This window comes from Bradyrhizobium sp. SZCCHNRI2009, assembly GCF_032485115.1.
GTDB lineage: Bacteria > Pseudomonadota > Alphaproteobacteria > Rhizobiales > Xanthobacteraceae > Bradyrhizobium.
The window spans coordinates 316,894-335,810 of the sequence record NZ_JAUEUH010000001.1 but is presented as its reverse complement, the minus strand read 5'-3'; the positions used below and the strand labels follow the sequence as shown (position 1 = coordinate 335,810).

Annotated in this window: 18 protein-coding genes; 4 read left to right on the top strand and 14 right to left on the bottom strand. The window is 65.5% G+C overall.

Going from position 1 to position 18,917, the window contains the following annotated elements; translation table 11 throughout:
- Positions 1–275 precede the first annotated feature (275 nt).
- Positions 276–1,691 carry a glycogen synthase GlgA gene (glgA, locus tag QX041_RS01560; protein WP_315715717.1) on the top strand — a complete coding sequence of 472 codons (1,416 nt, stop codon included), beginning with the start codon at positions 276–278 and terminating at the stop codon, positions 1,689–1,691.
- Positions 1,692–1,712: 21 nt separating this feature from the next.
- On the opposite strand, the gene QX041_RS01555 is transcribed toward glgA, so the two are convergent.
- The 3 genes from QX041_RS01555 to QX041_RS01545 all read right to left on the bottom strand — a co-directional run bounded on the left by QX041_RS01555 (position 1,713) and on the right by QX041_RS01545 (position 6,128).
- Positions 1,713–3,836, bottom strand: coding sequence for a HAMP domain-containing methyl-accepting chemotaxis protein (locus QX041_RS01555; RefSeq protein WP_315715716.1), 2,124 nt, complete (start codon positions 3,834–3,836; stop codon positions 1,713–1,715).
- Between the two features lie 239 nt (positions 3,837–4,075).
- On the bottom strand, positions 4,076–5,230 hold the full coding sequence (locus QX041_RS01550; RefSeq protein WP_315715715.1) for a patatin-like phospholipase family protein: 1,155 nt from the start codon (positions 5,228–5,230) through the stop codon (positions 4,076–4,078).
- A gap of 76 nt (positions 5,231–5,306) precedes the next feature.
- Positions 5,307–6,128 carry a 3-hydroxybutyrate dehydrogenase gene (locus tag QX041_RS01545; protein WP_315715714.1) on the bottom strand — a complete coding sequence of 274 codons (822 nt, stop codon included), beginning with the start codon at positions 6,126–6,128 and terminating at the stop codon, positions 5,307–5,309.
- Between the two features lie 183 nt (positions 6,129–6,311).
- Here QX041_RS01545 and QX041_RS01540 point away from each other — a divergent pair, with 183 nt between their 5' ends.
- Positions 6,312–7,208, top strand: a complete 897-nt coding sequence (locus QX041_RS01540) for a LysR family transcriptional regulator (RefSeq protein ID WP_315715713.1) — start codon at positions 6,312–6,314, stop codon at positions 7,206–7,208.
- Here QX041_RS01540 and QX041_RS01535 read toward each other — a convergent pair.
- Together QX041_RS01535 and QX041_RS01530 are read right to left on the bottom strand one after the other, a co-directional pair.
- Positions 7,196–7,915 (bottom strand): peroxiredoxin-like family protein, encoded by a 720-nt coding sequence (locus QX041_RS01535; RefSeq protein ID WP_315715712.1) that lies wholly within the window; start codon positions 7,913–7,915, stop codon positions 7,196–7,198. The two genes, QX041_RS01540 and QX041_RS01535, sit on opposite strands and share 13 nt — an antisense overlap.
- Positions 7,916–8,000: 85 nt before the next feature.
- Positions 8,001–8,282, bottom strand: a complete 282-nt coding sequence (locus tag QX041_RS01530) for a hypothetical protein (RefSeq protein WP_315715711.1) — start codon at positions 8,280–8,282, stop codon at positions 8,001–8,003.
- A gap of 244 nt (positions 8,283–8,526) precedes the next feature.
- On the opposite strand from QX041_RS01530, the gene QX041_RS01525 reads away from it, so the two are divergent.
- Both QX041_RS01525 and QX041_RS01520 read left to right on the top strand, forming a co-directional pair.
- Positions 8,527–9,012: a cupin domain-containing protein gene (locus tag QX041_RS01525; RefSeq protein ID WP_409977935.1), complete on the top strand. Its 486-nt coding sequence runs from the start codon at positions 8,527–8,529 to the stop codon at positions 9,010–9,012.
- Between the two features lie 92 nt (positions 9,013–9,104).
- The gene (locus QX041_RS01520; protein ID WP_315715709.1) at positions 9,105–10,334 is read left to right on the top strand and encodes an MFS transporter; all 1,230 of its coding nucleotides are present in this window, start codon (positions 9,105–9,107) and stop codon (positions 10,332–10,334) included.
- Here the strand turns inward: QX041_RS01520 and ccoS are convergent.
- From ccoS to QX041_RS01475, 9 genes are all read right to left on the bottom strand, one after another.
- Positions 10,304–10,489 (bottom strand): cbb3-type cytochrome oxidase assembly protein CcoS, encoded by a 186-nt coding sequence (gene ccoS / locus QX041_RS01515; RefSeq protein WP_315715707.1) that lies wholly within the window; start codon positions 10,487–10,489, stop codon positions 10,304–10,306. The genes QX041_RS01520 and ccoS overlap by 31 nt on opposite strands.
- The gene (locus tag QX041_RS01510) at positions 10,480–12,681 is read right to left on the bottom strand and encodes a cation-translocating P-type ATPase (protein ID WP_315715706.1); all 2,202 of its coding nucleotides are present in this window, start codon (positions 12,679–12,681) and stop codon (positions 10,480–10,482) included. The genes ccoS and QX041_RS01510 overlap by 10 nt, the downstream gene beginning before the upstream one ends.
- A gap of 14 nt (positions 12,682–12,695) precedes the next feature.
- A complete protein-coding gene (locus QX041_RS01505) occupies positions 12,696–13,196 on the bottom strand; it encodes a FixH family protein (RefSeq protein ID WP_315715705.1) in 501 nt (166 codons plus the stop codon).
- Positions 13,197–13,213: 17 nt separating this feature from the next.
- Positions 13,214–14,695, bottom strand: a complete 1,482-nt coding sequence (ccoG, locus tag QX041_RS01500) for a cytochrome c oxidase accessory protein CcoG (protein WP_316164331.1) — start codon at positions 14,693–14,695, stop codon at positions 13,214–13,216.
- Between the two features lie 112 nt (positions 14,696–14,807).
- Positions 14,808–15,680, bottom strand: coding sequence for a cytochrome-c oxidase, cbb3-type subunit III (ccoP, locus tag QX041_RS01495; RefSeq protein ID WP_316164330.1), 873 nt, complete (start codon positions 15,678–15,680; stop codon positions 14,808–14,810).
- A gap of 6 nt (positions 15,681–15,686) precedes the next feature.
- Entirely contained in the window at positions 15,687–15,851 is a 165-nt protein-coding gene (locus tag QX041_RS01490; protein ID WP_315715702.1) for a cbb3-type cytochrome c oxidase subunit 3, read from the bottom strand.
- A gap of 17 nt (positions 15,852–15,868) precedes the next feature.
- Positions 15,869–16,603, bottom strand: a complete 735-nt coding sequence (ccoO, locus tag QX041_RS01485) for a cytochrome-c oxidase, cbb3-type subunit II (RefSeq protein ID WP_172236801.1) — start codon at positions 16,601–16,603, stop codon at positions 15,869–15,871.
- Positions 16,604–16,613: 10 nt separating this feature from the next.
- A complete protein-coding gene (ccoN, locus tag QX041_RS01480) occupies positions 16,614–18,260 on the bottom strand; it encodes a cytochrome-c oxidase, cbb3-type subunit I (protein WP_316164329.1) in 1,647 nt (548 codons plus the stop codon).
- A gap of 215 nt (positions 18,261–18,475) precedes the next feature.
- On the bottom strand, positions 18,476–18,901 hold the full coding sequence (locus QX041_RS01475) for an HPP family protein (protein ID WP_315715700.1): 426 nt from the start codon (positions 18,899–18,901) through the stop codon (positions 18,476–18,478).
- Positions 18,902–18,917 lie beyond the last annotated feature (16 nt).

Here is an 18,917-nt window from a genome sequence, read left to right as displayed (position 1 = left end):
CCTGTCAAACGGCTCTCATCGTTTCCCACTAGACTCACCCTGGCAGCTCCCTGGTTTGAACTCTTCTCGCTCGGCACCGAGGCCGAAGGTCCGCTTTGCCGTCGCGGATTCACAAAGCGTAAGCCATCGATCGTCGTGCAGGTCGTTTCTAGATCGAACCATTCGATGTCGAAAGCGTTTGGCGTCCCGCCGCGGTGCGGCAGCGCCTTTCTTCATGACTGAATTTGGACCTTTTCTTGCATAGGACGAACATGGGGCTTGATCGAGGACATCTCTTGCGGGTTCTGTTCGTTACGACCGAAATGGACGATTTCGTCCGGGTGGGCGGACTGGCTGCCGTTTCGGCGGCACTTCCCCGGGCGCTGCGCTCACACACCGATGTCAGGATCATGCTGCCCGGCTACCGGGACGTGATCGAGCAACTCACTCACATCGAGATCGTCGGCCACTGCGCGCCCCTGGCAGAGATGCCGGGCTGCGCCCTGGGGCGGTCGTCGACCCGCGACGGCCTGCCGGTCTACGTCCTGCTCTGCGACGAGCTCTACGACCGGCCGGGCAACCCCTATGGCGACGAAAGCGGGCAGGACTGGGCGGACAACGACATCCGCTTCGGCCGTCTCGCCGCCGCCGCCGCCGAGTTGGCGGCGGGCACGCTGGACAAGAACTGGGCAGCCGATCTGGTCCACGCCAATGATTGGCAGGCCGCATTGGTGCCGGCCTATCTGGCGTGGCGCGGGGTCGACGTACCGTCGATCCTGACCATCCACAACCTCGCCTATCAGGGCCTGTTCCCGCGCGAGTCGCTGCGCCGGATCGGCGCCCCCGAATCCTCGTTCCACATCGACGGTCTGGAGTTCTACGACAAACTGTCCTTTCTCAAGGGCGGTCTGATCTATGCGTCGCATCTCACCACGGTCAGCTCGACCTATGCCCAGGAGATCACGACGCCCGAGCTCGGCTGCGGGCTGGAGGGCCTGCTCCGGCAGCGCTCCAATGCCGATGAGCTGACCGGCATTCTCAACGGCATCGACGAGAGCTGGGATCCCCGCTACTGCCAGCAGCTGGCGCAGCCCTTCGCCGCGGGCGACTGGAAGGGCAAGAAGGCCAACGCCGACTACGTCCGCAAGCAGTTCGGCCTCGCCGTGTCGCGCGGTCCGATGTTCGGCATCGTCGCGCGCCTCGTCCATCAGAAAGGCATCGACCTGGTGCTGGAAGCCGCCGATGAGATCGTCGGCGCCGGCGGCCAGATCGTGGTCACCGGCACCGGCGAGCCCGCCATCGAGCGCGCGCTGATGGAGGCCCACCGCCGCCGGCCGGACGCGATCGGGGTCGCCATCGGCTTCAACGATGCACAGGCGCGGCGCATCTTCGCCGGCAGCGACTTCACCCTGATGCCGTCGCGCTTCGAGCCATGCGGCCTGAGCCAGATGTATGCCCAGCGCTTCGGCTCGCTGCCGATCGGCCACCAGACCGGCGGCCTCGCCGAGACCATCACAGATGGCGAGACCGGATTCCTGTTCGAGAAGCCGTCGGCGGAATCCTTCCTCGGCGGGGTTAAGCGCGCGTTTTCGGCGTTCACCAGCACCGAACGGCTGAACGAGATGCGGCTGTCGGCGATGGCACGCTCATTCAGCTGGAACCTGTCGGCCGCCTGCTACAACGCACTGTACCGGAAGATGCTGGCGTCGTAGCCCGCTTGAAAGGCTGGCTTCTTACGCTGCGCGGACCGCTTCCAGGAAGCTGCCGACCTCCCGCTTGAGGCGGTTGGAATCTCCAGCCAGCGACTTGGCCGACGACAGCACCTCGGCGGAGGCCGAGCCGGTCTGCGAGGCGCCGCGCTGCACGTCCGTGATGTTGGACGAGACCTGCTGGGTGCCGTGGGCGGCCTGCTGCACGTTGCGCGAGATTTCCTGCGTTGCCGCGCCCTGCTCTTCGACCGCCGCCGCAATGGCTGCTCCGATCTCGGCAAGCCGCTCGATCGTCGAGCTGATCGCCTGGATCGAATTCACCGATTCCTGCGTCGCGGCCTGCACGCCCGAGATCTGCTGTGAGATCTCCTCGGTCGCCTTCGCCGTCTGTTCCGCGAGCGCCTTCACCTCGGTCGCAACCACCGCGAAACCGCGGCCGGCGTCGCCGGCGCGCGCCGCCTCGATGGTGGCGTTGAGTGCGAGGAGATTGGTCTGTCCGGCAATGCTGTTGATGAGCTCGACGACGTCGCCGATGCGGGCTGCGGCCTGCGACAACTCGGCGACGCGCCCATTGGTCTGGCGCACCTGCTGCACGGCGTCGCCGGCCATGCGGGCCGACGCCTGGACCTGACGGCTGATCTCGGTCACCGACGAGGAGAGCTCCTCGGTGGCGGAGGCGACCGACTGAACGTTGGCGGACGCTTCCTCCGACGCAGCCGCCACCACCGTGCTGAGCTCCTGCGAGCGGCTAGCGGTGTTTGTCAGCATGTCCGCCGACGTCTCGAGGCCCGAGGCCGCCGACGACACGGTGTTGACGATGTCGGCAATCGTCGACTCGAAGTTGCGCGTCAGCGCATCCAGCCGCTGGGCCCGATCGATCTGCGCCTGCGCGTCGCGCTGCGCGGCCTCGTCCGAGGCCTTCTTGGCGATCAGCGCGTCCTTGAAGATCTTCAGGGCGCGCGCCATCGCGCCGATCTCGTCCTTGCGGGACTCGTTCGGAATATCGGCGCTCAGCTCGCCATTGGCGAGGCGCAGGGTCACGCCGGTCAGTCCGACCAGCGGGCCGATGACGCCGCGGACGACGCCGATGACCACGGCGACCGACACGATCGCCACCAGCAGCAGAACGCCGAGCGCGATGAACAGCCGCAGCCGCGCCGCGCCGATCGCCTGATCGATGGCCTGATGCGCGGACTTCAGCGCCGCATCGCGCAGCACGATGACGTTGTTCAGCATCGGCGTGGTCCAGCGGCCCCATTCCTCAGCCGTGACCGGCGACGGCTGTCCGTCGCGCCCCGCCGTGACGATCTGACGGTAGCGCTGTTCGCCAGCACCCATCAGGGTCGTGCGCACGTGCTCCAGCGCGGCGGACACCTCCGGCGTATTGCGAACGCTGCGCGCCGCGAGCTCGATCTGCTGCCACAGCAGGGTCACCTGTCCGCTCTGCTCGGTCACCTCGGCAAGACGCGCCGGGGTCCAGCTGACGTTCTGGATGAAGAAGCGCAGCACGGCGGAGCGCGCGCCGTTGATCGTGCGCATCGATTGCGACAGCTGCGCAAGCTGGGCCGAAGGCAACAGGTTCTCGACCTCGCCGCCGGCCCCCGACAGCTCGATCGCGGTCTCGTCGATGGCGGCATTCAGGGACTCGGCCGCCCGACCGAGGCCATCCGTGGTCGTCGCCTGGATGTTCGCCGGACGTTGCGCGGCCGGAAGCGGTACAGCGTTGCGCGCCGCCGAACGGACGCCACGCAGTGTCGTCGCTGCGGCATCGATGTTGGTGGTCGGCAGGCCCGCAACTTGCGCGGCGGCCTTGGCCCGTGCCAGCGACTCGTCCGTCGTGGCGATGGCCTTGTCGAGCTTGGCGACATCATCCGCCGACGCGGACCCGGCCGCCGCGAGCAGATTCCACTGGCCGCGCTCGAGCGGGATCTGCGCATTGACCTTCAGTGCCAGCTCGAAGGCGTCCAGAACCTGCTCCGCCCGCTCGCGCTTGCGCAAGTCGCCCCACCCGCTCCATGCGAGCGCAAAGGCGAAGGCCATCGCGAAGAAGCCGGTCAGCAGATTGCCGGCAAGAATTTTCCATTTGAGACTGACCGCACCGGTCTCCGGCTTGATCGTCTCATTCTGCAGCACCGAGCGCTCGGACATCGGCCGTTCCCAATCAAATATCGCTGCCCGGCCGGTCACGCTCGCGTCGGCCGATACGCGCTGGCGCAGCGGCCTCCGGCGACGTCCCCGCGCGGTCGGCAAACACGAATCGCGGCGATGCTGCCGCGCCATAATGATTAAGAACGAATGGCGACTAATCCCTTAAACTGAGCTGATCCGAGCGGTATCTGAATGCCGCGATACCGCGCCAATCGGATCGACTCGGCTCATCGGGCCCTCTACTCCGCAGCCGCTGCAAGCGTGACCGAGGGATCGTGCAACACCACGCCGGAGAGCGGATCGTGCTCGCCCGACCAGGGCCTGCGCTGCAGGACCGATCGCGTGTGCTGATAGCCCGCAGTCCAGCGCGCGATGATGCCTCGCTCGGTGAAATCGATATCCTTGGTATGGCTCTCGCGAGCGAGTTGCGGGGCCAGCAGCCGGACGACATGCATCCGCGTCTGGCAACCGTGACTGACAAGATCGCGGATCGCCGGATCATTGCGGGCCGACTCCGGCAAATGAACCGCAAGCTGATTGATGATATGCCGCAGCCGATGCGTCTGCTGCTGGCGCGCGATATGGCTCGAGATCCGGCTCGAATATTGCGCGTCCTTGTGGCGGTTGAACACCTCCGCCATGGTCGTCGGCTCGGCTCCCTCGGGATTCCACAGATGCACGGCGAAGATCAGCGAGTCCTTTCGCGGATTGTCGTCGAACACGACCTCGGTCGGCGTGTTCGACAGGATGCCGCCGTCCCAATACAGTTCGCCATCGATGCGAACTGCCGGAAACGCGGGAGGCAGCGCGCCCGATGCCAGGATGTGGCGGACATCCAGCACCTCGTCGCGACTGTCGAAATAGCTCATCCGGCTCGTCCTGACATGCGCCGCCCCGACCGTGAGGCGTAGACCGCCATTGTTGAGACGATCGAAGTCGACGAGCTCCTGCAGCGTTTCGCGCAGCGGAGCGGTCGAGTAATAGCCGGCCTGCTCGGCACCGAGCGGATAGGACTCCCCGGCATGCGCCAGGGCGTTGGGACGGAAGAAGCCCGGAATCCCATGCGTCACGGTCGTCCAATAGGACAGCCGCTCGTTGAAATCCGGAAAGGCCGTGCGCACTGTCCAGGCTGGCCGCCGGTGCATCCGCTTCCAGAACTCCCGCAGCCGCGTCATGCGCTCCTGCACCGGGCTGCCGGCGATGAGAGCGGCATTGATGGCGCCAATCGATGTCCCGATCACCCAGTCCGGCTCCAGACCAGCCTCGTGCAGCGCCTGATAGACGCCGGCCTGGTATGAACCGAGCGCACCACCGCCCTGCAGGACGAGAACCACCTGCCCAGGCAGCCTGCTGCGATCGATCATCGCGCACATCGTGTCGTCGACGTCGGCCATGTCTCCCTCCTCATGTCTCCCTCCTGATGCATTGTCCTGTTCGCAGTTTTCCCGTCGCTGTTACATCGCCCAACCGTCAATGTGCGGTCCAACCACCATCGACCGGCAGGGCAACACCGGTGATCGATGCGGCGGCATCGCTGGCGAGAAAGACGGCGAGCGCACCGATCTCCTCCACCGTTGCAAAGCGCTTGTTCGGCTGTTGCGCCAGCAGGACATCGCGGATGACCTGATCGCGGGAGATGCCGTGCGCCCTGGCCTGTCCGTCGATCTGCGCCTCGACCAGCGGCGTGTAGACGTAGCCTGGACAGATCGCATTGCAGGTGATGCCGATCTCGGCCGCCTCCAGCGCCGCGACCTTGGTCAAGCCGATGATGCCATGCTTGGCAGCGACATAGGCCGATTTGAACGGCGACGCGACGAGGCCATGCGCCGAGGCGATGTTGATGATGCGACCGAAGCTATTCCGCCGCATCGACGGCAGTGCCAACCGCATCGTGTGGAACGCCGACGAGAGATTGACCGCAACGATGGCGTCCCACTTTTCGACGGGAAACTGCTCGAGCGGCGCGACGTGTTGAATGCCGGCGTTGTTGACCAGGATGTCGATACGGCCAAATTCCTGCAGGGTACCGGCCATCATGCTCGCGATCGCTTCCGGCTGCGTCATGTCGGCCGCAGCATAGCCGGTGCGAACACCGAACTCCGCAGCGATCTGCGACCTGATGCGGCCGATCTCCTCGGGAGCTCCGAAGCCGTTCAGCATGACGTGCGCCCCGGCACCGGCAAGTGCCTGCGCAATCCCCAGACCGATGCCGCTGGACGAGCCGGTGATCACCGCCACCCTGCCGGACAACGGAGGTAATGTGGATCGGGCTTTCAGTGAATCTACAGCCATGGCGTCGCCTTCGTCCGAGCAGTTGAGCCCCGTGCCTGCACAAATTGCCGGGCCGCCATGACCAATGGAAATGCCGTTTGGCTCGCCACACGATAGGTGCTCGCTATCGCAATCGCTGGTGCCAAGCCCCGCTTGGTAGGATATTGCACCCGGGACGTCAGCCCGATCGAACGGAGCACCTCGATGGAAATGCATCAGGTTCGGTATTTTCTTGCCGTTGCCCGGCTGCTGCACTTCACGCGCGCGGCCGAGGAATGCAACGTGACGCAGCCGTCGCTGACGCGTGCGATCAAGCAGCTCGAAGCCGAGCTCGGTGGCGACTTGTTCCGGCGTGAGCGGCCGGCCGCGCAACTCACCGAGCTCGGCCAGCGCATGCATCCACTGCTGAAGCAATGCTACGAGGCTGCCGTTGGCGCGCGAACCCTCGCCTCGTCCTTCAAGAGCGGAGAGCTCGGCACGCTCCGGATCGCGCTCGCCGACTCGGTCGACCTTGCGCTGCTGATCCCGCTGCTCGATCAGCTGCAGCGCCAGTTCAACCAGCTCGAGCTCAGGTTTCTACGCGGCAGCAGCCGCATGATCGCAGAGCATCTGAAGAGCGGCGAAGCGGAGCTCGGCATCGCCTCGGAGATCGACGAGACCTGGGATCGGCTGGATGTCTGGCCTCTCTTCACGGAGGACTTCGCGCTCGCCGTGAGCAGCCGGCACCGGCTGGCCGGGCAGGATCCGATCGCGATCGATGATCTGGGCGGTGACGCGTTGCTGTGCCGCAACTATTGCGAACATGCGGACAGGTTGCGCACGCTGCTCCGCGAACGCGGCGTCGACCTCGGACGAACTCATGATGTCCACTCCGAACGCGACCTGATCGCGCTGATGGAAGCCGGAGTCGGCATCGGTGTGGTGCCGCAAACGACCACGCTGCCGGAGACCCTGCATCGGGCCACCGTCGACGGACTCGACGTGCGGCGCACCGTTCATCTCTACGGCGTTGCTGGCCGTGAACGCACGGCGGTTGCCTCGACCGTGATGCGCATGCTGCGCGGCAGGAACTGGCAGGAATGGCTCGCTCAGCTGTCCTGAGCCGCGGCCTGGCGAAGCGCTTCGACCAGATCGTCGATTTCCATCCGCTTGCGGAAATCGGGATCGACGAAACGCGCCTTTACGAGACCGTCACGCCCGACCACGAAGGCAGCCGGAATGGGCAACACCCAGCCGTCATTGCCGTGGAAGCTCGCCAGGTCCTGGTGCGCCAGTAGTTGCTGGATCTCACGACCAAGCCAGATCGCGAGGTTGAGCGACAAGGCATAGCCGTTGTCGAGGTCCGTCAACACAGGGAAGGTGGCGCCGGCGTCCGATTTGAACTGCTGCGTGAACGCCTGCAGCTCCGGCATGATCGCGACGATCGCGCCGCCCGCGGCGTCGATGCGCTCCTGCGCCTTGATCACCGCGCGAACGTTGAGCCGGCAATAGGGGCACCAATGGCCGCGGAAGAACATCACGGCGACCGGCCCCCGGACGAGGCAGGATTGCAGGCTCACTAGCCGGCCAGCCTCATCGGGCAGGACGAATGGCGGCATCGTCTCACCGGGCCGCGGCGCAGTCTCGCCGCCGCCGTTGTCTCCGAGCCGCGCCACCAGGCGGTCGACGGCGGATGCGTAGGCCGGAAAGATCTCGCGACCCGCAGCGGCATAGGCCTCGAGCTGCTGACGCAGGGTGCCCTGCATCTCCCTGCATTGCAGGAAGGCCTGTCTGAGCCGCTCGGCATCCGCGGGTGAAAGCACTGTCATGAGCAGCTCCGGCAGGTTCAGGACCCCAACCATGATAGTTTCCCGGGCAAGCCGACCACAAGGGCGGCCTGCCCGACCGTCGCGCTCAGGGCCGATAGAAATTGCCGGTGGGATCGAGCATGCCGGACGCCGAATAGAGCTGCCCGTCGCTCATGAAGAAGACGGTGTTGTTCGGCACCTTCCTGGCGTGGCGCATCATGGCCCGATGATTGGCGTCGCCGGCGGCCATCGTCATCATGCTGGTCTTGCCGGCGCTGTAGACATAGGCCATGCCGGGCGCGAGATCGAGACCGCCTTGCGCGATGGCTGCGGTGGCAGAGACCGCGACCACGGCCGCGGCGATCAAGGTCTTGGACAGGCGGGTCATGGATATCTCCTCCTCATGAATGCTGTCGCCCGTCATCGGGCGTCCGCATTACAAGCGCGACCTGCTCTGCTTGAGAAATGCCGTTGTCCAATCGCGAGGATAGCGTCCGCCTATCGATAGCGGCGGTCTATCGGCTCCAGAGAAAGGATGCATTTCCATCATGTCCCCTGCTCCCCGATGGTGCGCCTCGCGATGCCCGCTCGGCGCGGGCCGCTGTTCCATCAGAGGAGACAATGACATGTTGATGCAGATCGCACCTACACGCGCGCGCCGCCTGAGCGCTGCTTTCGTCCTGGCCGTTGCTACGACGGTGATCGCGGCGTCCGGCGCCCGCGCCGGCGAGTGTCCGGCCGACAAGATCAAGGCCGGCGTACGTGAGAAAGCCGACGTCAAGGCGGTCGGCGTTACCGACGTCACGCTTGGCGCGATCGATCTCGCCAAGCAGCCCGCCAATATCAAGGACCGCGAGTTGCGCTTCCGCAAGCTGACCATCGCGCCCGGCGGCATCGTGCCGTGGCACAGCCATGACGATCGCCCGGCGCTGATCTTCGTTCAGCAGGGCGAGATCATCGAATATGCCAGCAACTGCGCCGAGCCGATCCTGCACAAGGCCGGCGATCTGAGAGCCGAGGTGTTCGGCACGTCGCATTGGTGGAAGAACGACGGCAAGGAGACGGTCATCCTCTATGTCGGCGACGTTCGCAAGGATCCGCACGATCACAACATGTAGATCGCGGGCCTCCGCCAGCCGCCTTCGGATCGCCGCCTTCAGGCAGGCGATCCGGATACGGCCGCGTTGCCTGTGGAGCCGAGGAGATTGCCATGACGGATCTGTCCGCACGGTTGCCGATTGGAGCCGCCGATGTGAATGCACGAAGGGCGGCGCGGCGCGCGGTCCTGGTCGGCCTGCTCGCCTTTTTCAGCCTCGTCGATCTGTTCGCGGCGCAGGCGATGCTGCCGGTCCTCGCGCGCTACTATCAGGTCAGCGCGGCCGAGATGGGGCTTGCCGTCAACGCCTGCACGCTGGGAATGGCGATCGCGAGCCTGGTCATCGGCCTGCTCAGCCCGCTGATCGATCGCCGGATCGGCATCGTCGCCAGCCTTGCCCTGCTCGCCGGCTTCACCGCCTTGCTCGGCAGCGCGCCCGACCTGACGGTGTTCGCAGGCTTGCGCATCCTGCAGGGCCTGTGCATGGCCTCGGCGTTCGCCCTCACCCTTGCCTATCTCGGCGAGCAGTGCACCGCCAGCGAGGCCGGCGGCGCCTTCGCGGCCTATATCACCGGCAACGTCGCCAGCAATCTGGTCGGGCGCCTGCTCTCGGCCGGTCTCACCGGTGCCCTGGGCCTCAAGCCGACCTTCTACGTCTTCGCCGCGCTCAATGTCTGCGGCGCCCTTCTCGCCGCATTCGCGGTCGGAGGCGCGGCCATGCGTGCGCAGGGAACGATGCGGCTGCGCGGCGGGGCCATCGCCGATCACCTGCGCGACCGCCGGCTGCGCGCGGCCTTCGGCGTCGGCTTCTGCGTCCTGTTCGCCTTCATCGGCGCCTTCACCTTCGTGAACTTCGTGCTGGTGCGACCGCCGCTGTCGCTCGGCATGATGGAGGTCGGACTGGTGTATTTCGTCTTCCTGCCCTCGATCGTCACCACGCTGCTCGCCGGCCGGACGGTCGCAAGGATTGGCACACAGGGCGCGATCTGGGGCGCACTCGCAACCGCAGGCCTCGGCCTCGTCCTGATGCTGTCGTCACAGCTCGGGGCGGTGCTCGCCGGCATGGTGCTGGTCGGAGCGGGCACGTTCTTCGCCCAGGCCGTGACCACAGGTTTCGTCGGAAAGACCGCCGCCCACGATCAGGGCGTTGCAAGCGGTCTTTACCTCGCCAGCTATTTCGCCGGCGGCATCATCGGAACGGCCGTGCTCGGCCAGTTGTTCGACCGGTTCGGCTGGACGGCTTGCGTGGCAGGCATCGCCGCCGCGCTCGCGGTCGCGGGATACCTGGCGCGTCGGATGACGCTGCCAGGCGTTCAGGACCGGCTCGGCGCGGCCTCGGGCTGAGCCGGCGGGGCCTGCTCATCGTCGTCGGCGATGGCGCGCCAGGCCGCCCCTTCGAGATCCTCATACTGGCCGCTCTTCAGCGACCAGAGAAAGCCGACCAGGCCGGCAAGGCCGAGCGCCAGAGCGAGCGGGACGAGAATGATCATCACTTCCATGACGCGGCCTCCCCGGCCACCTTGCGGGCACGCAGCGCATTCAGCATGACGATGATCGACGAGCCGGACATCGCGGCTGCCGCGATCAGCGGGGTGACGACGCCGCTGATCGCCAGCGGCACCGCCAGGGCGTTATAGCCGACTGCGAGCCACAGATTCTGCCGCATCAGATGCAGCGCCTTGCGCGCGTAGTCGATCGCGGCCAGCACCGGCGCCAGGGGACGACCGAGGAAGACGAGATCCGCGGTGGCTTGGCTCAGATGCGCGGCCGAGATCGGCGACATCGAGACGTGCGCGGCGGCGAGCGACGGCGCGTCGTTCATACCGTCGCCGACCATCATGACCTTGACGCCCGCGCGCTTCAGCTCCTCGATGCGCGCGATCTTGTCGGCCGGCGTGACGCCGGCGCGCCACTCGCCGATGCCGAGCGCCTTGGCGGCCGCGGCCACCGCCGCCTCGCGATCGCCCGAGAGGATCTCGACCTTGATGCCGCGCCGCTGCAGGCCGGCGACGATCTTGGCGGCGTCGGGGCGCAAGCCCTGCCGCACCGAGAACAGGTACTTGCTGTCGCCGCGGCTGAAGGCCACCACCGAGGCCTCGGGATCGACGCTGCCGGTCTGCGCAACCAGCGCCTCGGCGCCGCAGAAGGTTGGACGTCCCAGCCTGATCTCGACGCCGTCGACGACGGCGCGGACACCCTGGCCCGGCTCCTCGACCGCGCCCATCAGCGGCGACCGCGCATTGGCGGCCTGGGCCACCGCCGCGGCCACCGGATGATGGCTCGACAGCGCTAGCTGGCCGGCCAGCGCGAACACATCTGCAGGGATGTCGGCGGCGTTGACGACCTCGAGCTCCGGCAGCGTCAAGGTGCCGGTCTTGTCGAAGATGACGTGATCGGCCTCGGCGAGGCGCTCGATCGCATCGCCCGCATTGAGCAGCACGCCGGACTTGAACATCGCGCCCGACGCCACGGTCTGCACGGTGGGAATCGCGAGCCCGAGGGCGCAGGGACAGGTGATGATCAGCACGGCAATGCCGGTGACGATGGCGTCATGCCAGCTCGCGCCCATCAGCACCCAGCCGAGCACGGTGAGCGCCGCTGTTGCGTGCACGACCGGCGCATAGAGCCGCGAGGCGCGGTCGGCGAGGCGCATGTAGCGCGAGCGAGCCTGCAGCGCGTTGTCGAGCAGGCGCGTGATCTCGGCGAGCAAGGTGCCCTCGGCCGCGGCCGACACCCGGACGCGCAGCGTGCCGGAAATGTTGAGCGAACCCGCATAGACCGCCGTGCCCTGCTCGGCCGGCACGTACAGCGTCTCGCCGGTGATCAGGCTCTGGTCGATCTCGGAGCGGCCCTCAACCACGACGCCGTCGACGGCGCAGCGCTCGCCGGGCCGCAGCAGCACGAGATCGCCGGCGCGAACGGCGGCGACCGGTACCTCCGAAATCTCGTCGGGGCCGATGAACTTGGTCGCGGTCTCCGCCTTCAGCGCGGCGAGATTGCCGGCGACCGCGCGAGTCCGCCGCCGCATGTTCTGGTCGAGATAGCGGCCGACCAGCAGGAAGGTCAGCAGCATGATCGCGGCGTCGAAATAGGCGTGCTCGGCGTGGTGGAAGGTCTCGACGACCGACATGCCCAGCGCCAGGATCACGCCGATGCAGATCGGCACGTCCATGTTGACGTTGCCGCTCTTGAGCGCGCGCCATGCCGAACGGAAGAACGGCTGGCCGGCATAGGCCGCGGCCGGCAATGCGATGACGGCCGACAGCCAGTGGAAGAAGTCGCGCTGCTCCGGCAGCATGTCGCTGACATTGCCGGACCACACCGGGATCGACAGCATCATCACGTTCATGGTCGCGAACGCGGCGACGCCGAGACAGCGCAGCAGGAAGCGCGATTCCTCGGCCTCGGTGGCCTCGGCGCTTGCCTTCTCGAACGGATAGGCCTTGTAGCCGAGTTCGGCGAGGCGGTCGATGAACTTGGCCGGATCGAGCGTGCCCTGCTTCCATTCCAGCGCGACGCGGCGGTCGGTCAGGTTGACCCGCGCGAGCGTCACGTCGGGCAGTGCCGAGAGGCCGCGCTCGATCTTGGCCATGCAGCCGGCGCAGCTGACACCCTCGACCGCGAGGTCGATGTGCTTCAGGCCGGCGCCGAGATCCTTGACGTAGTGGGAGAAGTCACGCGTCACATGCATGATCGGAAGTCCCTTCAGTTCAGCAGCACGCGGTTCTTCGACATGAACAGGCGGCGGCCGCTGGAATCACCTTCGAGCACGAGGTCCCACTGGCCCGGCGCGATCGCCTCCGCCGTGCCGCGATAGATGCCGATGCCGACCTCGGCGAGGGCGACGTCCTGATCCGCGCGCTTGTCGGCCGGACGCTCGAGCCGGCCCTGGAAGGTCAGGCCCGAGACGGGATTGCCGCTTGCGTCGCGCGCGTTGACCTGCAGGATGGCGGCGCCGCCGGCGCTACGCTCGATATGCGCCTCGACCTGCCAGCGCCGCGCCTCCTGGGCGCGCGCCGCCGCGATCTCCTTCTCGTAGCCGAGGCTGGCGCTGTAGGCGCTGTCGACCTCGGTGCCCGGCAGGGTCGAGATCGCCATCTTCATCATGTAGACGTTGACGCCGATCACGGTCCCGAAGAAGGCGAGGAGCATCGCGAGCACCATGCCTCCGGTCAGCTGGAAAGAAGGATTGGAACGGCTGGCCATTGACAGGCTCCTTAGCTCTACGGGCTGACGAAATTGTCGGTGGCGGAGGCGACGACGCCGAGACCGATATCCGTCACATGGAACTTCACTGGGATGGACTTCGCGGGATTGTTCTCCTCGGGAGCGGTCACCAAGAGGCGCAGCTCCTCGGTCTGGTCGCGCCCGATCACGATCATCGGCCGGTCCGGCGTCACCGAATCCGCACCGACGACGTGGACGGTCGAATTGGCAGGCCCCTCGATGTCGATGGCGATGACGCGATCGAAGCCGTGCTTGTTGAGGACGCGCACCGTATAGGCATTGCGGATCGAGCCGTCGGACAGCTTGATCGCGATCGGATTGCGATCGTGCAGCACGTTGACCTCGAGCAGCGACCGAGTCGCGAGCTTGTAGACCATGGCGCCGCCGACCACGGCGATGATCGCGGCATAGACGATGGTCCGCGGGCGCACGAGCTTGTAGATCGGCGGCTTGCCTTCCTGTCGACGATGGATGTTGATGTCGTTGTCATAGCCGATCAGCCGCGTCGGGCGGCCGATCTTGGTCATGACGGTATCGCAGGCGTCGATGCAGAGGCCGCACTGGATGCAATCCATCTGGGCGCCGTCGCGGATGTCGATGCCGGTCGGGCATACCGCCACGCATTGCTTGCAATCGATGCAGTCGCCGGCCGGCTGGCCGAGCGCGCGCAATTCGGCGGCCTTCTTGACCGACATGCGGCTCTCGCCGCGGTCATAGCGGTAGGTGACGTTGAGCGCCCATTCGTCGGTCAGCGCCGCCTGGATGCGCGGCCACGGGCACATATAAACGCAGACCTGCTCGCGCATGAAGCCGGCGAGCGTGTAGGTCGTCGCGGTCAGGATCGCGATCCAGACATAGGCGAGCATCGGCCCCTGGAAGGTGATGAGATCCTTCACGAGCGTCGGCGCATCGCTGAAATACAGCACCCAGGCGCCGCCGGTCCACCACGCGATCATCAGCCAGATCGAATGCTTGAGCACGAGCTCCGAAATCCGCTCCAGCTTCATCGGGTCGCCGGAGGCATCCTTCTTCATGCGCTCCCGCCGGTCACCCTCGATCAGGCGCTCGACGGCATAGAACAGGTCGGTCCACACCGTCTGAGGGCACAGATAGCCGCACCAGATACGGCCGCCGATCGCGTTCATCAGGAACAGGCCGATGGCGGCGATGATCAGGAGGCCGGTGAAGTAGTACACCTCCTGCGGCCACAGCTCGATGAAGAAGAAATAGAAGCGGTGGTTCGAGAAGTCGATCAGCACCGCCTGGTCGGGCGCGCCGAGGCCGCGATTCCAGCGCACGAACGGCAGGAAATAATAGACGCCGAGGCAGAAGCCCATCAGGCCCCATTTGATCCGGCGGAAAGTGCCCGAGACGCTCTGCGGATAGACCTTCTTGTGCGCAGCATAGAGCGGACCGTAATCGTCCACGGGCTGCAGGTCCTGAGGCTTCAGGTCGTCCGGTCTTACCGTCTGGTTCATGGCTGGCGGATCATGGCTGGGGGTCTTCTCGCAGTTGCGGCCGAAGGTATGTCCACCTCCGGCCGCTCAGTTGATCCAGCTCAATCGAAGGGAAAGTTCCGTTGGATTTCCGTTACTTTCCGCCACCGAGCGAGTGGACATAGACCGCCATCGCCTTGATCGTGGTCGGGTCGAGACGGCCCTCCCAGGCCGGCATGACACCGGCGCGACCATTGGTGATGGTCTCGATCAAGGTCGCCTCGTCGGAGCCGTACAGCCAGATCTTGTCCGTGAGGTTCGGCGCGCCGAGCTCCGGATTGCCCTTGGCGTTGTCGCCATGGCAGGCCACGCAGTTCTCGGCGAAGACCTTGGCGCCGGCCTTGGCGTCATAACCCGGCCGGGTCGGCAGGCCCGCCAGCTCGCGGACGTAGTTGGCGACCGTGACGATCTCCGCCGGCTTCAGGACACCGTCCTTGCCGAAGGCGAGCATCTGGCCCTCGCGCGTCTTCGGGTGACCCGAGCGCACGCCGTACAGCAGGGTCTGCTGGATCTGCTCCAGCGAGCCGCCCCACAGCCAATCGTCGTCGTTCAGGTTCGGGAAGCCCTTGGCGCCGGCCGCGCCGGTCCCGTGGCAGGCGGCGCAGTTGTCGCCGAACACGGTCTTGCCCTTGGCACGCGCCAGGGCCAGCATCGCCGGATCCTTCTCGATGTCGGCGAGCGAGGCGGTCGCGAGCGCCGCCATCTTGGCGCCGCGGATCTTCTCGAGATTGGCAAGCTCGACCCCCACGTCCGCACGGGACGAGTAGCCGAACAGGCCCTGAGTGTTGCTGGAGATGGTCGGCCAGGCCGGATACACGATCCAGTAGCCGATCGCCCAGACGATGGTGATGTAGAAGGTGATCACCCACCACCGCGGCAGCGGGGTGTTGAGCTCCTTGATGCCGTCCCAGGCGTGGCCGGTGGTGGGGGTGCCGGAGACACTGTCGACTTCGGTATGGTCAGCCATGATGAATTAATCCTCCCGCAACGGCATGCTCGCCGCCTCGTCGAAAGCGGCCTTGTTGCGAGGCCAGAGGGCATAGGTCACGATCGCGATGAAGATCGCGACGAAGATCGGGGTCCACAGCGTCGTCACGAGTGACGACGCGATGTTTTCGACTGCAATGATGGGCTTCATGATGTTCGCCTCTGATCTCAGCGCAGATTGGCTTTTTCGTTGTAGATCTTGAAGTCGACCAAGGTGCCGAGCATTTGCAGGTACGCTACCAGCGCATCCATCTCGGTCGGCGCACCCGCCTTGCCGTCGAAGTTGCGCACCACCGCCTTCGGATAGCGTTTGGTGAGCGCCTCGGCACCGGCACCGTCCGGATCGACCTGCGCCTTGAGGTCGGCGGCGGCGTTGGCGATCTGGTCGTCGGTGTAGGGCACACCCACCGCCCGCAGCGTCTTCAGGTGATCGGCGACGTTGTCGGCGTTCAGCTCGGTCTCCTTCAGGAAGGGATAGCCGGGCATGATCGACTGGGGGACGATGGCGCGCGGGTTGGTCAGGTGGGTGACATGCCAGTCGTCGGAGTACTTGTTGCCGACGCGGGCGAGGTCAGGACCCGTACGCTTGGAGCCCCACTGGAACGGATGGTCGTACATGCTCTCCGCGGCGAGCGAGAAGTGGCCGTAGCGTTCCACTTCGTCGCGCAGCGGACGAACCATCTGCGAATGGCAGAGATAGCAGCCCTCGCGGACGTAGATGTTGCGGCCGGCCAGCTCGAGCGGCGTATAGGGACGCACGCCGTCGACCGCCTCGATCGTGCTCTTCAGGTAGAAGAGCGGAGTGATCTCGACGAGGCCGCCGATCGCGATCACCAGCAGGATGCCGATGACCAGGATGATCGAGTTCTTCTCGAAGACTTGGTGTCGTTGCCAGAAAGACATGGTTGATACCTCACTCCGCCGGCTGAAGGGCGACGGGCGACTGAACTTCTTCCTCACCGACACGGACCGTCATCCAGAGATTGTAGGCCATGATGAGTGAGCCGATCAGGAACAGTGCGCCACCAGCGGCACGGATGATGTAGAAGGGGTGCATCGCCTCGACGGTCTCGATGAACGAGTATTCGAGGAAGCCGAGCGCCGTGTAGGACCGCCACATCAGACCCTGCAGGATGCCCGAGACCCACATCGCGGAGATGTAGAGCACGATGCCCAGCGTGGCCGTCCAGAAGTGCCAGTTCACGAGCTTGAGGCTATAGAGACCCTTGCGGTTCCAGATCCACGGCACCAGGCAGTACAGCGCGCCGAAGGAGACGAAGCCGACCCAGCCGAGCGCACCGGAGTGCACGTGACCGATGGTCCAGTCGGTGTAGTGGCTGAGCGAGTTGACCACCTTGATCGACATCATCGGACCTTCGAAGGTCGACATGCCGTAGAAGGCGACCGAGACGACCAGCATGCGCAGCACGGGGTCCGTCCGCAGCTTGTCCCACGCTCCCGACAGAGTCATCAGGCCGTTGATCATGCCGCCCCAGGATGGCATCCACAGCATGATCGAGAAGGTCATGCCCAGGGTCTGCGTCCAGTCCGGCAGCGCCGTATAGTGCAGATGGTGCGGGCCGGCCCAGATGTAGAGGAAGATCAGCGCCCAGAAGTGGATGATCGACAGCCGATACGAGTAGATCGGACGCTCAGCCCGCTTCGGGATGAAGTAGTACATGATGGCCAGGAAGCCGGCGGTCAGGAAGAAGCCGACCGCGTTGTGGCCGTACCACCACTGGAACATCGCATCCTGCACGCCACCCCAGGCGATGTAGGACTTGGAGCCGAACAGCGACACCGGAAGCGCCGGATTGTTGCCGAGGTGCAGAACCGCGATCGTGACGATGAAGGCAAGATAGAACCAGTTCGCCACGAAGATGTGCGGCTCCTTGCGCTTGATGATCGTCGTCAGGAAGACCAGCAGGTAGACCACCCAGACGATCGTCAGCCAAAGATCCGAGTACCATTCGGGCTCGGCGTACTCCTTGCCCTCGGTGACACCGAGCAGATAGCCCGTGCCCGCGATCAGGATGAAGAAGTTGTAGCCGATCACCACGAACCAGGGCGCGAGATCACCGGCGAGACGCACGCGGCAGGTCCGCTGCACGACGTAGAACGACGTCGCCAGCAGCACGTTGCCGCCGAAGGCGAAGATCACCGCCGAGGTATGCAGCGGCCGCAGGCGGCCGAAGCTGGTCCATGGCAGGTCGAAGTTCAGCGCGGGCCAGGCCAGTTGCGAGGCGATGATGAGGCCGACCGTGAAGCCGGCGATGCCCCAGAACATCGACATGAACGAGGCGAACTTGATCGGACCGAGATTGTAGTTCGGCCGACCATTGATCTCCTGCGGCGGCAGCTCGCCGCGCTCGAAGTAGCGGTTGAGGATGAAGAAGACGGACGCCGCGCTGGCGGCAGCCGCGAGCGAGGCGTGGAACGCGAAGGCCGTATCCAGTGCCTTCGCCGCAGCGAAGACGCACAGGAAGGCGGTGACGGCAAAAGTGAGCGACAAGCCACTTTCGCCGATGGTCATGGATTTTGTGGATGAGGACGCGCTCATGCGGAATCTCGCTGAAAGAACACGAGCCCAGCAACCACAATCGTTCACACGTGGAATTGATCGAAATCAACTTTGCGACCAGTTCGCCGGTAAACAGGCAGAGTGTTGCACGACGACGCGGTTTCGCTCGCAGACACGGCGACGGCCGGCATGCAGCGATGCATGCCGGCCGTCATTAGACGTTCGTAGCAGGCTTCGGACTCAGCGCGCCGCGCTCAATCCTTGGCGGCAGCCGCCAGCGCTCGCACGATGTCCTCGCGCGCCACGATCCCGACCACGCGGTTGTCGGCATCGGTCACGGGAAGGCTGCGGATGCGATGCTCGACCATCAGTTGCAGCACGCGCGTCAGCTTCGTATCCGGCCTGACGTAGATGAACTCGGACGTCATCACGTCGGCGACCGTCCGGTTCATCAGGTCGCTGTAGCGCGGCAGCATCTGATTCGGCGTGAAGGCAAAGCATTTCAGCACGTCGAACTTGGTGACGATGCCGATCACCTCGTCGTTCTCGACGACGGGGTAGGTGTTGAAATCGTCGCGGTCGAACATCTCGCCGAGCTCGCGGATCGTCGTCTCCCGGGTCACGGTCGTGACGTTCCGCGTCATGTAGTTGCCGGCGGTTTCCTCGAGAAATCTGTACAAGGCGGCAATCCTGTTC

Coding starts and splice junctions, on each gene's coding strand:
- ccoN (WP_316164329.1), bottom strand. CDS start 18,260: ATGAGCGCGTCCTCATCCACAAAATCCATGACCATCGGCGAAAGTGGC.
- QX041_RS01510 (WP_315715706.1), bottom strand. CDS start 12,681: ATGCATGTGACGCGTGACTTCTCCCACTACGTCAAGGATCTCGGCGCC.
- QX041_RS01525 (WP_409977935.1), top strand. CDS start 8,527: ATGCAGATCGCACCTACACGCGCGCGCCGCCTGAGCGCTGCTTTCGTC.
- QX041_RS01505 (WP_315715705.1), bottom strand. CDS start 13,196: ATGGCCAGCCGTTCCAATCCTTCTTTCCAGCTGACCGGAGGCATGGTG.
- ccoO (WP_172236801.1), bottom strand. CDS start 16,603: ATGTCTTTCTGGCAACGACACCAAGTCTTCGAGAAGAACTCGATCATC.
- QX041_RS01545 (WP_315715714.1), bottom strand. CDS start 6,128: ATGGCTGTAGATTCACTGAAAGCCCGATCCACATTACCTCCGTTGTCC.
- QX041_RS01535 (WP_315715712.1), bottom strand. CDS start 7,915: ATGACAGTGCTTTCACCCGCGGATGCCGAGCGGCTCAGACAGGCCTTC.
- QX041_RS01540 (WP_315715713.1), top strand. CDS start 6,312: ATGGAAATGCATCAGGTTCGGTATTTTCTTGCCGTTGCCCGGCTGCTG.
- QX041_RS01490 (WP_315715702.1), bottom strand. CDS start 15,851: ATGAAGCCCATCATTGCAGTCGAAAACATCGCGTCGTCACTCGTGACG.
- QX041_RS01555 (WP_315715716.1), bottom strand. CDS start 3,836: ATGTCCGAGCGCTCGGTGCTGCAGAATGAGACGATCAAGCCGGAGACC.
- ccoP (WP_316164330.1), bottom strand. CDS start 15,680: ATGGCTGACCATACCGAAGTCGACAGTGTCTCCGGCACCCCCACCACC.
- QX041_RS01530 (WP_315715711.1), bottom strand. CDS start 8,282: ATGACCCGCCTGTCCAAGACCTTGATCGCCGCGGCCGTGGTCGCGGTC.
- ccoS (WP_315715707.1), bottom strand. CDS start 10,489: ATGGAAGTGATGATCATTCTCGTCCCGCTCGCTCTGGCGCTCGGCCTT.
- QX041_RS01550 (WP_315715715.1), bottom strand. CDS start 5,230: ATGGCCGACGTCGACGACACGATGTGCGCGATGATCGATCGCAGCAGG.
- QX041_RS01520 (WP_315715709.1), top strand. CDS start 9,105: ATGACGGATCTGTCCGCACGGTTGCCGATTGGAGCCGCCGATGTGAAT.
- ccoG (WP_316164331.1), bottom strand. CDS start 14,695: ATGAACCAGACGGTAAGACCGGACGACCTGAAGCCTCAGGACCTGCAG.